The sequence below is a fragment of the Methanothermobacter sp. EMTCatA1 genome, from assembly GCF_002356395.1.
Classification (GTDB): domain Archaea; phylum Methanobacteriota; class Methanobacteria; order Methanobacteriales; family Methanothermobacteraceae; genus Methanothermobacter; species Methanothermobacter thermautotrophicus.
Window position 1 is genome coordinate 633,509 of the sequence record NZ_AP018336.1, and the last position, 14,583, is coordinate 648,091.

The following is a 14,583-nucleotide window of genomic DNA, read 5'->3' on the forward strand; positions in this document are numbered from 1 at the left end:
TATTTAATTATTCGGTAAAATATAAATAGCTTTTCAGAATCAGAAGAGGAGAATGTTTATGATACTCATCATCAACAATCACGGGCAGTACAATCACAGGATACACAGGACACTCAGGTACCTCCAGATACCCTCCGAGCTTGTACCCAACACCACACCACTTGATGAGATCATCTCAAGGGACCCCGAGGGCCTCATACTCGGTGGTGGACCATCACTTGAGAGGTCCGGTAACTGTGTGGAGTACATACAGAAGCTTGAAATACCCATCCTCGGCATATGCCTGGGCCACCAGCTGATAGCAAAGGCCTACGGTGGAGAAGTTGCAACGGCAGAGGCGGAGAGCTACGCCCAGATCGAACTTGAGATACTCGACGAGGACGACATATTCAGGGGACTCGGGCCAAGGATGAGTGTATGGGCCTCCCACAAGGACGAGGTTAAGAAGCTACCTGACGAGTTTGACGTCCTCGCAACATCAAGCATATGTGAAGTGGAGGCCATGAAACACCATGATAAACCTGTGTATGGTATACAGTTCCACCCCGAGGTCCACCATACGAGGGAGGGCCACAGGGTCTTCGAGAACTTCTATGATGTCTGCAGGTCATGAACTGGGACCTGAAGGTACCCACCCTAACACGGGTCAGAACACCGTCCATCCTTAACATTAAATAGATGTCCTGCAAGATAATAAATCAATCATTTTTATTCGGTGATGCTTATGCTGAATCCATCTGATTTTATTGAAGAAGCAGTTGAAGAGATAAGAAGTACCGTTGGTAACGAAAAGGCCATAATAGCACTATCAGGAGGAGTTGACAGTTCCGTGGCATCTGTTCTTGCCGGTAGGGCCATCGGAGATAACCTCACAGCGGTATTTGTTGACCATGGACTCCTCAGGGAGGGAGAAGCAGAGTACGTGAGAAAAACATTCAGTGAACGCCTGAACTTCCGCTACATTGACGCCTCAGAGGAGTTCCTGAAGGAACTTGAGGGTGTCACAGACCCTGAGGAGAAGCGTAAGATAATCGGAAGGGTGTTCATTGAGGTCTTTGAAAGGGTAGCCGAGGAGATAGGTGCCAGGTACCTGGTGCAGGGCACAATAGCCCCTGACTGGATTGAAAGTGAGGGTCAGATAAAGTCCCACCACAACGTCGCACTCCCACACGGACTTGTACTCGAGATAGTTGAACCAATAAGGGAGCTCTACAAGGATGAGGTACGTGAAATTGGCCTTGAACTGGGTCTTCCACGTGAGATGATCCAGAGGCAACCCTTCCCGGGTCCAGGACTTGCAGTGAGGATAGTCGGGGAGATAACCCGGGAGAAGATTGAGATATGCCGAAGGGCCAACGCCATCGTCGAGGAGGAGGTCGTTGAAAGCGGCCTCCACGAGAGTCTCTGGCAGTACTTCGCTGTACTTACTGACACCATGGTCACCGGGGTCAAGGGGGACGTGAGGGACTTCGGATACCTCGTGGTTATAAGGATGGTTGAATCTCTTGACGCAATGACAGCAAGTGTCCCTGAACTTCCATGGGATCTCATAAAGAGGATATCAAAGCGCATAACCGCCGAGATACCTGAGGTAACCCATGTGGCTCTTTCTGTAAGTGATAAGCCGCCAAGCACCATTGAATTTGCCTGAAAAGCCACGAAATCTTTTTTTCTGAATATCAGACCACAGAAAAAAACAAAACCCTTTTTTTCTTAAGATGCTTGAAAAAACACCAGCAGTTCCCCTTCAAGAGATGGAGATTATGAAAGTGAATCCCTCATTAACTAAATAAGTTATGAGTCACATAATTTGACGTATGAAAGACAGGATCCCGATATTCTCTGTTGCAAAAAACCGTGTTGAAATGGTTGAGAGGATTGAACTCTCAGATGATGAGTGGCGGGAGATACTTGACCCCGAAGCCTTCCGTGTTGCAAGGAAAGCCGGCACAGAGCCACCATTCACAGGTAAATATCATGACCTCCACGATGACGGCATATACCGCTGCATATGCTGTGGTACAGACCTCTTTGACTCAGAAACCAAATTCGATTCAGGGACAGGATGGCCGAGCTTCTATGATGTGGTATCAGAACACAACATTAAACTGAGGGAGGACCGCAGTCTCGGGATGGTACGCTGTGAGGTCCTCTGTGCCAGGTGCGACGCCCACCTTGGCCATGTATTCGATGATGGTCCCAGGCCCACAGGGAAGAGGTACTGCATGAACTCAGCGGCACTGAAGTTCATCCCGAGGGATCAGATAGGGTGAAATGCAGGAAGGTGCTGGAATGGCTGAGGACTTTGGAAGGTACTGGGTGGCTGGACTCATAATGGCAGTTGCAACAGGGTTCATCAACACCCTGACATACATCATCGGAACATGGAGACCCAATTTTTATCCTGAATGGATCCTCGGTCTCCTTACAGGGATCGCCGGTATTGCAATGTTCATACTGGTCCCATGGATCTACGGACGCCTCGTGGAGCTCGTCTACATCCACTTCATCAGTGGTGAGGGCTGATCAGAGGCCGTTAAACATTGCAGCAGCCTGGTTCATTAACTCGTTGGCCTCGTTTATCATGAGCCCAGAGTGAACGAAGTGATCATCATAGAATCACAGGAAATACCCTATGATCTCAAGGTAGTCCCGGCGACTCTAACTATCAAAATTGTGAAGATCAGCAAAAAACCCGGACCTTGGATTTCACCTGATATGTCCCTGAACACTCTGCTGAGGAGCTATATAACCAAAAAAATATTAAAAAAAGGTTTAGATTGTGACGTAGTTTGGTAGCCGCTTATTGGTTCCATAAAATTTTATGATTTCACTGTACACGTAAACCAGACGTTGGAATGGTATTCTTCCAAGGCCAGTGATGGTGTAATTTGGTGCTCGAGCATACCTGTCAATGAATGAAAGGATATTCTTTGCAACCCCCACATAACTTGACCTGTAAAGTCTGCCATGCCTATACCATCCACCAGGAGCTGTCGGACTTGCAACACTCTTCACAGAAATCGGAGCCACGTTACCAGCATTTATATTAACCGTTGCCCTGCAAAGCAGGTAAAGGAACTGCGCCATACTATACCCCTGTCCACTGATTGTCACTTTACCTGGCAATCTACCATAACGCCCATAATAAGCTCTAACCCAAGAAGCAGCATCAGTGAGCTGTTTAACACTAATTTTAACACTCACAAAGGCTGTCAGATTATTTATTGCCAGGGTATAATTACCCGCTGAAGTCAAGGTGTAATTGAAGCTCACAACCACCACACCACCAGCAGGAACCTCCACGGTCTTTGTAGCTACTCTCCGACCATTCACTATAAGTCCAGCTGTATAATTTCCTGGAAAGTCGCCGGTATTTGTCAAATCAGCAGACACTTTAATGTTCAGTGGCGCCACTCCACTCGTTGGAGTCACCTTAAGGTTCCCTGCTGTTATGTTGATGTTTTTGATGTTGTTGCTGGTGTTAGCGTCTCTTATGGTTGTAGTTTCCAGGTAGTGTGTTGTTTCGTTGTATAGTATTGTTGTTATGATTTGATAGTTTCCTGCTGGGACGATATTCAGTGTGATTGTTTGTGTTCCTCCGTTTGGTAGGGGGTCTATGTCTCGTGTGAATTCTTGGCTGTTATATTGTATTGTGATTGGGATTTTTGCGTTCAGATCTATCCTTGTTATATCTGCTTTCCCATTATTTTTAACCCTTACCTGTATACCGCCGCTTGTGCTGATATTTTCAATCATTAAGTCAACGATTAATGGTTTCTGATCCAAATTGTATGGTGTGTCACCTATACCATCACCATCGAGATCGTCTCCCGCATAATCTGACCAGTAATTACCCACTTCTGTCCCATTCCAATAATTGCCACTTAAATCTCCTGCTGTTTGGTTTGTGTTGTTAATGAAATAATTCCCAACAATAGTATTGTTACCTGATCCAGATAGGAAGATTCCATACCTGTTGATGATAATGGTATTGTTACAGATAGTATTGTTGTTGGATCCAAATAGTTCGATTCCCCATTGGTTGTTGGTGACGGTATTGTTACAGATAATATTATTACCTGATCCACTATATAGGACGATTCCATAGCTGCTGTTGGTGATTGTGTTGTTGCAGATGGTGTTGTTGGATCCATATAGGTAGATTCCATTGCTGTTGTTGGTGATTGTGTTGTTACAGATAGTATTATTACTTGATTCATATAGGTAGATTCCCCATTGGTTGTTGGTGATGGTATTGTTACAGATAGTATTATTATCTGATCCAAGTAGGTAGATCCCCTCGTAGCTGTTGCTGGTGATAGTATTGTTACAAATAATATTACATGATCCATCATATAGGCCGATTCCATAGCCGTTGCTGGTGATGGTATTGTTACAGATGGTGTTATTACCTGATCCACTATGTAGGTAGATTCCCTCCTCGCCGTTGCTGGTGATGGTATTGTTACAGATGGTGTTATTACCTGATCCACTATGTAGGTAGATTCCCTCCTCGCCGTTGCTGGTGATGGTATTGTTACAGATAGTGTTGTTGGATCCAGTTAGGTGGATTCCGGGGTTGCCACCTGTTATTGTGAATCCTTTGACCTGTGTGTTGTTGGCTGTGACATTGAATACTGGCATGTTACTATTGCTTGCGGATACGGTTACTGTTCCGTTAGCCTCTAATGTTAGAGTTTTGTTAACGAGCACATTTTCATTGTAGGTTCCTGAATTGACGATTAAATGATGTCCATCTGTACTGTTATCTATGGCTTCCTGGATTGTGCTGAATTCTTCAGTTGTATTTAAGTTAACAACTGTTGCTGATACCCCATTTACAAGCAAGAACGCCACTGCTAAAACTAGCACTAGAAATGAGATCCTCGACATTATTTTCACCAACTAATTATATTATTAAATCATTATTTAACATTACCCTAAACCCAAAAAATAGCATCATCTTAACGGCGAATAAAAAACATGAAAAAGATTTGAAGGGAACAATTAGAAGAACTGCTTCATAAAAAAGATATAACCCCTGGATGAAATTCTTATATGATGATAAGGTCAAAGTACGCCTTCCTCCAGAGGCTCACAAGGGACCTCAAAATGAAATCAATAAGCATAGGAGAGGAACTGGAGGGAGCAACACCCCCATCGGTCTTCATAGGTAGCTGGAATTACCCTAAGGTTTATGCGGGCCCCATGATAGCCCCTGTACAGGAGGAAGTGGAAATATTTGACTCCCCCGAGCGATGGATACCAGAGAGAAAGACACAGGAGGAGATCATAGACTACCGTCTCAACCTTGTAAGGGGAAAACAGCTGGTGGGCGTCCGCGACCTGGACAATCACCTCGTGGAAAAACTCCAGGAGATATCCCTCTCATCAGGGGCCATTGAAAGCGAGGCCCAGTTCAGAAGGAAACCACGAGGACTCTTTTTCAGCGAAGAACAGACGCCCCATGGTCCCAGCGCAGTTCTTGAGAACTTTGAGATAGAAAACGTGAAATGGGACCGTGAACTTGAGAGGGCCTACCACGACACTGACCTCAGGGCACGGGAGGCCATAGTCGAGCTCCACAGGAGGGGTACACCCTTCTCGGCCGTACAGAAGGCACTCTCAGTCGGTGCCCTCGGCGAAGGGAAAAGGAGAAAACTTGTACCGACAAGGTGGTCAATAACAGCCTGTGACAGCACCCTCGCCGACCACTTCCTCGAAAGGGTCCTTGAATATGAGCCCATAGACACCTTCAGGGTCCATGAGTTTGAGAGCCTCAAAAACCATTACCTGATACTCCTGACACCCTCAGAGTGGCAGTATGAATGGATGGAGGCCTTCATGAAGAGGGACGGCCGTGCAATGATATTCTCAGACCATGAGACCGGTAAGGGTAAGAGGGAATATTCAAGGGTGGGTGGCTGCTACTACAGCGCCAAGATGGCTGTTCTCGATGCCCTGGACCGGGAGGAAAAACAGGCAGGGGCAATCATCCTGAGGGAGGCCTACCCGGGCTACGTGCCCCTCGGAGTATTCAATGTGAGGGAGAACGTGAAAAATGCCATGGATACAGAACCCACCATGTTCAACGACCTGAGGGGTGCACTTGAATTCATTGACAGTAAGCTTAAACTTGGACTTGAGGCCTTCAGGGTGAGGAGCAACCTCCTGAAGGAACTTGAAATATCCAGACAGACAACCCTTGACTCGTTCTTCAGGTGATAGTATGAAGCTGAAATTCAGAGAACCCTCTGCAGAGGCGAGGAGGGCCGTGTGCCGCGCTGCACTCTACGGCGAGAAGCATGACCCTGAGGCCCGGATCAGGAAGGTGACCGGACACAGATACGCCAGGTTACTCAACAGCGGAAATGCGGCCATACTTCTCCTGGCCCACCGCCTTGAGGGGCCCCTCCTGGTACCCGACCAGGGCGGCTGGAGGGGATTCATGAGGATCCCTGAAATAACCGGGATGGAGGTACTGACCGTGAAGACAGACCTTGGGCTCCTGGACCCGGAGGTCCTCGATGCGAGACTGACTGAGACGGGTGCCAGTGCACTCCTTGTGACGAGCTTTGCAGGTTACACGGCAGAACAGCCCATCAGGGAACTTGCAGATGTCTGCAGATCCCACGGGGCTCTTCTGGTTGAGGACGCCTCAGGGAGCGTCTCAGACCCCCTGGAGAGACTTTGCAATGGCAAAATCAGTGACATTATAATAGCATCCACAGGTGCACCGAAGACCGTGAACGCGGGTGGTGGGGGATTCATATCAACATCAGTCCCGCAAATCGTGCAGCAGGACATGCTCCTCTCCGCCCTCAAAGCTGACCCATACGTGAGGGCGGCTGTGGCCCTTGAGCTAGAAGTTGCAGAGAGGAACCTTACAGAGACCCTCAGAGCCTGCAGCTACCTCAAGGAGAACCTTGAAGGGGTCCTGCACCCCGATAAGAGGGGTATAAACGTCATAATACCATCCAGTGATCCCCGTGGTGATGTGAAGCGCCTCAGAAAGGTTATAAACGCCGACGGGAGAAGCATATTCACTCCCTGTCCCTCCTATGATCGAGTCATTGAGAGTGCAGTTGCAGTTGAGGTTAAAAACCTTGATGTGGGTTCTCTGACCCCTGAAAACCTTGAGGCGATGGCCGAGTTAATCTCTTCAACCATGGGGGCGACTAGGCCACGGTGAGCATTGTGGTCCTCTCCATGAGGGCCTCTCCAACACCGACTGTCTCAGCCTCCCCTCCAAGGTCGTAGATCCTCCTCAGATATTCCTCATCAGGTTCGAGGACACCATCATCCCTTTCAAAAATTGAATCCAGAAATTTAATCACTTCATCTCCACAGTCAACAAGGACGGCGCAGATCTCCATTTCACCCTCTTTGATGCCCAGGAGCTCAATGGCCCTGCTTATCTGCCTCATACCCGCAACGCGAAGGCATATCTCTATCCCCATGTCACTGGAGATGTTCTGGCCCCTCTCAAAGGCCTTCAGTGCATGGATTGCCCCATGGATGGCATGTTCCCTGCCTGCAACTGCCCTGGCATCCATAAGCTGGACCGTGCATGGAAAACCTTTCAGCTCATCAAGGAGCCCCGTGAGGTCTCTGACAACTCCACGGTAGCCTTTAACGTCTAAATTCATATTAGCACCCTCAATGAGTCCCTTCAGATTTTTCATTTGCCAGGAGCCTGTTAACACCGCTGAGGAAGGCCTCGACACTGGCCATTATGATGTCTGGCTGTGTGCTCCTTGCACTTATTATCCTGTCCCCGTGTCTGAGTTTTATGACAACGTCTATGAGGGCATCTGTACCCCCTGTGATGGCATCCACGTGGTACTCCTCAAGTGTTATGTCTGCAAAGTCCTCGAGGCTCTTCTTTATGGCAACTATGGCTGCGTCCACGGGACCAACACCGGTACCTGCCTCAAGTACCTCCCTGTCATCGACCCGGAGCTTGACGGATGCTGTGGGCGTCACCCGGTTACCTGAGACTATGGTGACCTCCTGGAGGTCAACCACCTTGTCCTCCATGACCCCGAGGACATCCTCGGCTATTGCCTGGAGATCCACATCGGTAACGCATTTACCCATATCTCCCAGTGTCTTGACCCTCCTGAATATCTCCATGAGTTTATCATCGGCGACCTTCATTCCGAGTTCATCAAGTCGCTTCCTGAGGGCATGGGTGCCTATATGTTTGCCCATCACGAACCTTCTCCTGTGACCAACCATCTCAGGTGTTATTGGCTCATAGGTTTCAGCCTTCTTGAGGACACCGTCGGCGTGTATCCCTGATTCATGGGCGAAGGCGTTTTCTCCCACTATGGCCTTGTTTGGCTGGAGGTATACACCGGTCATCCTTGCAACCATCCTCGATGTCTCATAGAGCATCTCTATGTTGATACTGGTGTCCACATCATAGAGGGATTTAAGGGCCACGACAACCTCCTCAAGGGCTGCATTGCCTGCCCTTTCACCTATACCGTTTATTGTTGCATGGACCTCCGATGCCCCCGCCCTTAGACCTGCAAGGGAGTTTGCGACTGCCAGGCCGAAGTCGTTGTGGCAGTGCACACTCAGTGGTGCCCCCAGTTCTGAGAGTCCCCTGTAGAACTCATAGGAACGTTCTGGTGTGAGTATGCCGACAGTGTCACAGGCGCATATCCTCTCTGCACCGGCCTCTATACCCTCCCTGAAGATGGTCCGGAGGAAGTCCATGTCACTTCTTGTTGAGTCCTCTGCTGAGAGTTCGACCAGAATACCATGGTCCACTGCATACTCTGTGCAGTCCACCGCCTGCTCGAGGACCTCCTCCCTTGTCTTTCGGAGTTTGTGTTCAAGGTGCAGGTCAGATGTTGGGACCACCAGGTGCACACTGTCAACGTCACATGAGACTGCAGCGTCTATGTCCTCCCGCACAGCCCTTGCGAAGCTGCAGATCTCTGCACTCAAACCCTCAGCTGTGATTTTCCTGATACCTTCCCTTTCACCCTCTGATGTGATTGCTGAGCCTGCCTCAATGATGTCTGCGCCCAGTGCATCGATTTTGAGTGCTATTCTCAGTTTTTCCTCAGGGGTGAGTGAAACCCCTGGTGTCTGTTCTCCATCCCTCAGTGTGGTATCAAGTACTCTAACCTGCAATTTAATCCCCTTTAAGGTGTTCAGAAAATAGTTATGTAGAGTTTGGTTTTAAATGGTATATATGGTTAAGTGCCCATTTATGTGCAGTGGATACTGGCGATTTCATCGTCTGTGGGTACCGGTGTCAGATACAAGCTCCACCTGACGTACTAAACCCTCTCAATGACCCTTATAACCCTTGTGAGGCTCCTGTGCATCCTCATTGAGTACCTCTCCCTGATGCTGAATCTTTCATCAATGAGGCTCTCCAGGTCGAGGTAGTGGGGTGCTGCCATGCAGATCATGCCCCCCTCTGCAAGGTTTGAGTGTGCAGAGTCCAGGAATTCCCTGTAAAGCTTCTCACTCTTCTCACCTGCAGTTGAAGCTGATATGCCGTAGGGAGGATCGGTCACTATGGCGTCGACCTTCTCGTCGAGCCTCAGATCCCTTGCATCAGACCTTATAACCTCGAAGTCGGTTATCCCGTAATGCTGAAGGTTTTCACGGGTGCCCTCAACCATCCTCCAGTCTATATCGGCCCCCACAACCCTCACACCCATGAGGCCCGCCTCTATGAGTATCCCGCCTGTACCGCAGAAGGGGTCAAGGAGCCTGTCACCTGCCTTCACCCCTGAGAGGTTGACCATGCACCTTGCGAGTTTGGGGCTCATTGAACCAGGGTAGAAGAATGGTCTCTTGTGGGGTCTGGCCTGGTTGAAGTGTTCCTTGCTGATGACTGCGAGCCTCCTTGTAAGGATGAACCTGTCATCAATGAGTACCGGTCTTATCAGGGTCCAGGGCTTCTCAAGGTCAACCTTCAGTCCCGTATCCTCCTTTATGATCGCTCCGATGGTCCTCTCGAGTGTCCTGGAATCCACATCGCCACACAGTTTTTTTATCCTCACCGCGAAGCTTTCCCTGACGTATTTGCTCCAGTCAATTTCCGCTGCAGCATCATCCAGATCATCAGCAGCCGCATATCCTATGACCTCAGAGATCTCATGGGCATAGGCTAACCTTTTTTTAAGGATCTTCCATGTACTCCTGGGAGCATCTATGACCTCATATCCACTTCCGGATTCGATAACACTGAAATCTATCCCCTCCGACCTCAAAACGGACCTTAGTTCCGCCGATGGGAGTTCAGGGTGCTCCTGTGAGAGTAACACCATCATTTCCATATTCCTGCCACCTTAGACGTGAGGATGGATGGTATTATCCTGAACAGGATTCCCCTCTTCAGGAACTCCCTGATGAGGGGTGTCTGTCTGTCCATGTCCCCGTATTCTGATATTATATCCTCTGCACCGTACTCCTTCATCTTAAGGAATATGTGGTCAAGGTCCTTGTCTGAGAGTAGTCTGAAGGTCCTCTGAACCCTCATCTGGTTCTTCATCTCTGACATGTGGATCTTCCTGCAGGCATCCTCATATTCTTTGAGGTCTGCATCTCCCTCAAGGACCCCCTGGATGACCTCTGCCGCCACCCCTGCAGCACGGGAAGCCAGGACTATGCCCCCACCAGTTGTGGGTTTAACCTGCCCGGCAGCATCTCCAAGAAGAATGCATCTCCCCCTTACGAGTCTCAAATCCAGGTCTGGTCTGGGGATGAACCCATGGTGGGACTCAAGGATCTCAAAGTCGCTGCTGAGGTCTGAGAGGAAGCCTTTAAGGAATTCCTTCAGGTTCTGCTGGGGTCCGAAGACACCCACCCTCGCCGTCTGTTCATCTATAGGTATCCTCCACATAAAGCCTGGAGAGAGGCGGGAGTCAACCTTGAGGTCCACGAAGTCAGTGTCCATCTCACTGTCCCTGAACCTCACAAGGTACTGTCTCGCATGGTACCTGCTGGGTGCGGCGGACTGCCCCCTTGCATCCACAAGAACATCCGCACTGAGTTCATCGCCATTTACCCTGACATGACCTGTTTTCTCATTGAAATCCCTCACCGCAGTTCCCTTCGTCAACTCTGCGCCTGCTTCCCTCGCGAGTTCTGCCAGGTGCTGGTCATAGGCTGTTCTGTCAATTACATGGGCCTCTGGTCTGTCCTTAGAAACCCTGAGTTTTATGCCTGATGGTGAATGGAGAACAGCACCCCTCACACTGTTCAGTATAAATTCATCAGGGAGCACGTTAACCTCCATTATTCTGTGTGATACGAGTCCTGCACACTGAAGTGGCAGACCGATTATCTTCTTCCTCTCAAAGAGGCCAACCCTGAATCCTTTACTGGCTGTGAGCCTTGCAAGGGTTGAACCGGCAGGCCCGGCCCCCATTATGAGAACATCGTAATCAGTCATCCCTGCCCTCCCTTCTGTATCTCTTAAATTTCCTTGAGTGTCTCTCCATTATGGATTCATCACCGCGCCTATCCACCGCAAACTTACCGTCAGATCCCATGGATTCATCACCGCGCCTATCCACCGCAAACTTACCGTCAGATTCCTTCTCATCCTCAGGGGTCTCCCAGAATTCCGGGTCTGCAAATCCTGGCTCTCTCCTTCTACTGGATGATAGTTCCCTGAGGATCTCCTCTGCATCATCATATCCCCTCTCTGTGAACCTGCTGATATGGTACTCGATCTTTGAGGGGGATGGTGCATCCCTGAGTATTATGTTGGTGCCCTCGTGGCCCCCATGGATCTCCAGATCCGCAGAGTCAAGGAGCCTCTCTGTTATGCTCTGTGAGAAGGATACGTCCACTATCTTCCTGTGGTTTATGTAGTACCTCCTCTTCCAGAGGACCCCCTCCTCAACCATGACCCTCTGGTCGGTGATTATGTAGCGCCTGTTCCTCCAGGAGATCACATCCCAGAGGATGGAGAGGAGGATTATGATTATTATACCCGTAAGAAGCCATGCGACCTTCTCAGCTACTGTGACACCATAATTTGCAATCAGGACATTGTCAAGTGCTCCGGCTCCCTCAACTATCCCCTGGAAGAGGTATAGTATTATCACGGCTGACAGGGCCTTTATTATGGTTGATTTTGAGTTGAGGATGAACCGCGGCCTTGTCTCATATAAAATTCTCTCACCTGGATGTAACCTGTCCCTGCCAAACATGTTATCACAGAACTGACATATAGTTGTTAAAAGAAGTTAACTACAATGAGGATTAATTTGTTGTATATGTTTTTATATGTAATGGTTGGAGATGGATTCCCTCTGATGTCTCATTTAATGTATGTTAGATAGCTGGTGTGGAACCATGGAAAGGATAGTTATCGGTGAGACCCGCATAAATCTCAGGACAGAAATAAGGAACCATGGACTCTCTGGATTCGTTCTGGGAGAGAGGATGAAGCTCATGGATTATATCCGGAGAAATCCCGAGTTTTTAACATCCCTTGAACCTGTTGTGGTGTCTGAGGGCCCTCTCATCGTCAGGATGATGTCCCGGGCCTCACGGAAGGCTGAGGTTGGACCCATGGCAGCGGTTGCAGGGACAATATCCCAGCTCTCACTCATGCACCTCATGGGTAAGGGTTCCCGGTGCAGCATAATCGACAACGGCGGTGACATCGCCCTTGTTAACAACCGCAAAATCACTGTGGGTCTCTATGCTGGATCTTCATCACTCTCAGGGACTGTGGGCTTCCTTCTGAAGCCAGGCGGTCCCAGGGGTATCTGCACATCCTCGGGGACTGTGGGGCACTCCATAAGCTTCGGGAGGGCAGATTCTGTGACAGTTTTCGCATCTGAGGCCAGCACAGCAGACGCCCTTGCGACCTCAATAGCAAACAGTGCGGATGGCCCTGATGATATATCAGCCGTTGAGAATGCCCTTGAAAGGGCTGATGACTTCAGGGAGCATTTCCGGGGTGTTATGGTTGTGGTGGGTGAACATGCAGGTACCGTCGGCAGAATACCTCGACTTGTAATGACTGATAGAAAGGCTGTTCTTGGTGACCTCTGGGATGAGGTATAGGAATAACTGAAACCATAGCAGATACAATTCCGACACAAATAACTGAATAAGTAATTCTCTAACTCAAATTAGAAGAGCACTTGATTCTAAGAACAGAATTTAATGTGATAAGTTAAAACACTTTAAAAAAGAAGTGGGGTTATAGGATTACAGCCTCAGATCGCCCATCAGTCATCACTTCTCAGAGCTCATAGGGTTCATCACAGGCCATAATAAGTATTAACCGAACATCACGCCGGTTTCCTGTTTGTATTCCTCCTCCTTCTCAACACCCATTATCTTATCAACGGCATCCATGAAGTCAGCCATTGTGACCTCATCACGCTCCTCCCTGATTGCAAACATACCTGCCTCGGTACATATTGCCTTTAGGTCTGCGCCTGATGCCCCATCGGTTATCCTTGCAAGGAGTTCAATATCGACCTCCTCTGCAAGGGCCATTCCTGAGGTGTGTATCTTGAGTATCTCCCTTCTACCATCCTCATTTGGTAGAGGTACCTCAATGAACCTGTCAAATCTTCCTGGACGGAGGAGTGCCGGGTCAAGTATGTCCGGTCTGTTGGTTGCTGCAACTATACCGACGTTACCCCTTGATTCGAATCCATCAAGCTCTGCAAGGAGCTGCATGAGTGTCCTCTGAACCTCCCTGTCACCGCTTGTTGAACTCTTAAGCCTCTTGGCTGCCACGGCGTCAATTTCGTCTATGAATATTATGCTTGGGGATTTCTCCTTGGCCAGCTCAAAGACTCCCCTCACGAGCCTTGCGCCCTCACCTATGTATTTCCTGACGAACTCGGATGCAACTATCTTTATGAATGTTGCATTGGTCTCATGGGCGACGGCCTTTGCCAGGAGGGTTTTACCTGTACCAGGTGGTCCATAGAGGAGTACGCCCTTGGGTGGCTCTATACCTATCTTTTCAAACAGTTCCGGTTTTTTGAGCGGTAATTCAACTGTCTCCTTGACCTCGCGTACCTGTTCCTCAAGGCCACCTATCTGCTCATAGGAGACATCTGGTTTTTCCTCGACTTCCATACCCGTCACAACGGGGTCCTTCTCAGATGGAAGTACATCCACTATGCTGAAGGTCTGCTGGTTCAGTGCAACCCTTGCACCGGGCTCCAGCTGCTTTCTATCTATGAATCTTGAATAATTTATTACGAAGTGGGGTCCGGTTGTACTCTTAACTGCGACCCTGTGATCATCAAGAACCTCTGTTACTGTGGCTATGACCAGTGGAGGGGTTCTGAACCTTTCGATTTCACCACGAAGGGATTTAACTTCCCTGTCAAGCCTTGTCTTCTCATTTTCAATTAAAAGTTTGTCCTTCTCAAGTTTTCTGATTTTCCACATCAGATTTCTTTTTGTCTTGGAGTTTTCCTCTTTAAGCATTCTAACTTCTTTTTTGAGGTCCTCAATCTTTTTTAATACATTCTGGGAGTTATTTTCCATGATTTTAGAACACTCCTATTTAAATTTTGTTGTATACTATCTTGTTTCTAGTAATATTTAAATATTGGG

14 protein-coding genes are annotated in these 14,583 nt (G+C 48.7%); 7 read left to right on the forward strand and 7 right to left on the reverse strand.

Annotated elements, in window-relative coordinates:
• The first annotated feature begins 58 nt into the window (after positions 1-58).
• The 4 genes from tca_RS03350 (at position 59) to tca_RS03365 (ending at position 2,526) form a co-directional block, all read left to right on the forward strand.
• Positions 59-613 carry a GMP synthase subunit A gene (locus tca_RS03350; protein ID WP_048060887.1) on the forward strand — a complete coding sequence of 185 codons (555 nt, stop codon included), beginning with the start codon at positions 59-61 and terminating at the stop codon, positions 611-613.
• A 111-nt stretch (positions 614-724) separates the two neighbouring features.
• Positions 725-1,651 carry a glutamine-hydrolyzing GMP synthase gene (guaA, locus tag tca_RS03355; RefSeq protein WP_048060888.1) on the forward strand — a complete coding sequence of 309 codons (927 nt, stop codon included), beginning with the start codon at positions 725-727 and terminating at the stop codon, positions 1,649-1,651.
• A gap of 166 nt (positions 1,652-1,817) precedes the next feature.
• Positions 1,818-2,273 carry a peptide-methionine (R)-S-oxide reductase MsrB gene (gene msrB / locus tca_RS03360; protein ID WP_010876350.1) on the forward strand — a complete coding sequence of 152 codons (456 nt, stop codon included), beginning with the start codon at positions 1,818-1,820 and terminating at the stop codon, positions 2,271-2,273.
• A gap of 19 nt (positions 2,274-2,292) precedes the next feature.
• Positions 2,293-2,526, forward strand: a complete 234-nt coding sequence (locus tca_RS03365; protein WP_231855355.1) for a hypothetical protein — start codon at positions 2,293-2,295, stop codon at positions 2,524-2,526.
• A gap of 249 nt (positions 2,527-2,775) precedes the next feature.
• On the opposite strand, the gene tca_RS03370 is transcribed toward tca_RS03365, so the two are convergent.
• The gene (locus tca_RS03370) at positions 2,776-4,905 is read right to left on the reverse strand and encodes a NosD domain-containing protein (RefSeq protein WP_286709226.1); all 2,130 of its coding nucleotides are present in this window, start codon (positions 4,903-4,905) and stop codon (positions 2,776-2,778) included.
• A 159-nt stretch (positions 4,906-5,064) separates the two neighbouring features.
• On the opposite strand from tca_RS03370, the gene tca_RS03375 reads away from it, so the two are divergent.
• Complete coding sequence (locus tca_RS03375) at positions 5,065-6,228, forward strand: Nre family DNA repair protein (protein WP_048176563.1); 1,164 nt, start codon at positions 5,065-5,067, stop codon at positions 6,226-6,228.
• A 4-nt stretch (positions 6,229-6,232) separates the two neighbouring features.
• Positions 6,233-7,195, forward strand: a complete 963-nt coding sequence (locus tag tca_RS03380; RefSeq protein WP_048175456.1) for a DegT/DnrJ/EryC1/StrS family aminotransferase — start codon at positions 6,233-6,235, stop codon at positions 7,193-7,195.
• Here the strand turns inward: tca_RS03380 and cgi121 are convergent.
• From cgi121 to tca_RS03405, 5 genes are all read right to left on the reverse strand, one after another.
• Positions 7,182-7,652, reverse strand: a complete 471-nt coding sequence (cgi121, locus tag tca_RS03385) for a KEOPS complex subunit Cgi121 (protein ID WP_048176564.1) — start codon at positions 7,650-7,652, stop codon at positions 7,182-7,184. The genes tca_RS03380 and cgi121 overlap by 14 nt on opposite strands.
• A gap of 10 nt (positions 7,653-7,662) precedes the next feature.
• Positions 7,663-9,153: a 2-isopropylmalate synthase gene (locus tca_RS03390; protein ID WP_048175457.1), complete on the reverse strand. Its 1,491-nt coding sequence runs from the start codon at positions 9,151-9,153 to the stop codon at positions 7,663-7,665.
• A gap of 149 nt (positions 9,154-9,302) precedes the next feature.
• On the reverse strand, positions 9,303-10,307 hold the full coding sequence (locus tca_RS03395; RefSeq protein WP_231855357.1) for a TIGR01177 family methyltransferase: 1,005 nt from the start codon (positions 10,305-10,307) through the stop codon (positions 9,303-9,305).
• On the reverse strand, positions 10,304-11,431 hold the full coding sequence (locus tca_RS03400) for a geranylgeranyl reductase family protein (protein WP_286709142.1): 1,128 nt from the start codon (positions 11,429-11,431) through the stop codon (positions 10,304-10,306). Before tca_RS03400 ends, tca_RS03395 begins: the two co-directional genes overlap by 4 nt.
• Positions 11,424-12,197 carry a PH domain-containing protein gene (locus tag tca_RS03405; RefSeq protein WP_048175460.1) on the reverse strand — a complete coding sequence of 258 codons (774 nt, stop codon included), beginning with the start codon at positions 12,195-12,197 and terminating at the stop codon, positions 11,424-11,426. Before tca_RS03405 ends, tca_RS03400 begins: the two co-directional genes overlap by 8 nt.
• A gap of 145 nt (positions 12,198-12,342) precedes the next feature.
• Here tca_RS03405 and tca_RS03410 point away from each other — a divergent pair, with 145 nt between their 5' ends.
• Positions 12,343-13,062: a UPF0280 family protein gene (locus tca_RS03410; RefSeq protein WP_048175461.1), complete on the forward strand. Its 720-nt coding sequence runs from the start codon at positions 12,343-12,345 to the stop codon at positions 13,060-13,062.
• A gap of 219 nt (positions 13,063-13,281) precedes the next feature.
• Here the strand turns inward: tca_RS03410 and tca_RS03415 are convergent, their stop codons facing one another.
• Positions 13,282-14,514: a proteasome-activating nucleotidase gene (locus tag tca_RS03415; RefSeq protein WP_048175462.1), complete on the reverse strand. Its 1,233-nt coding sequence runs from the start codon at positions 14,512-14,514 to the stop codon at positions 13,282-13,284.
• Positions 14,515-14,583 lie beyond the last annotated feature (69 nt).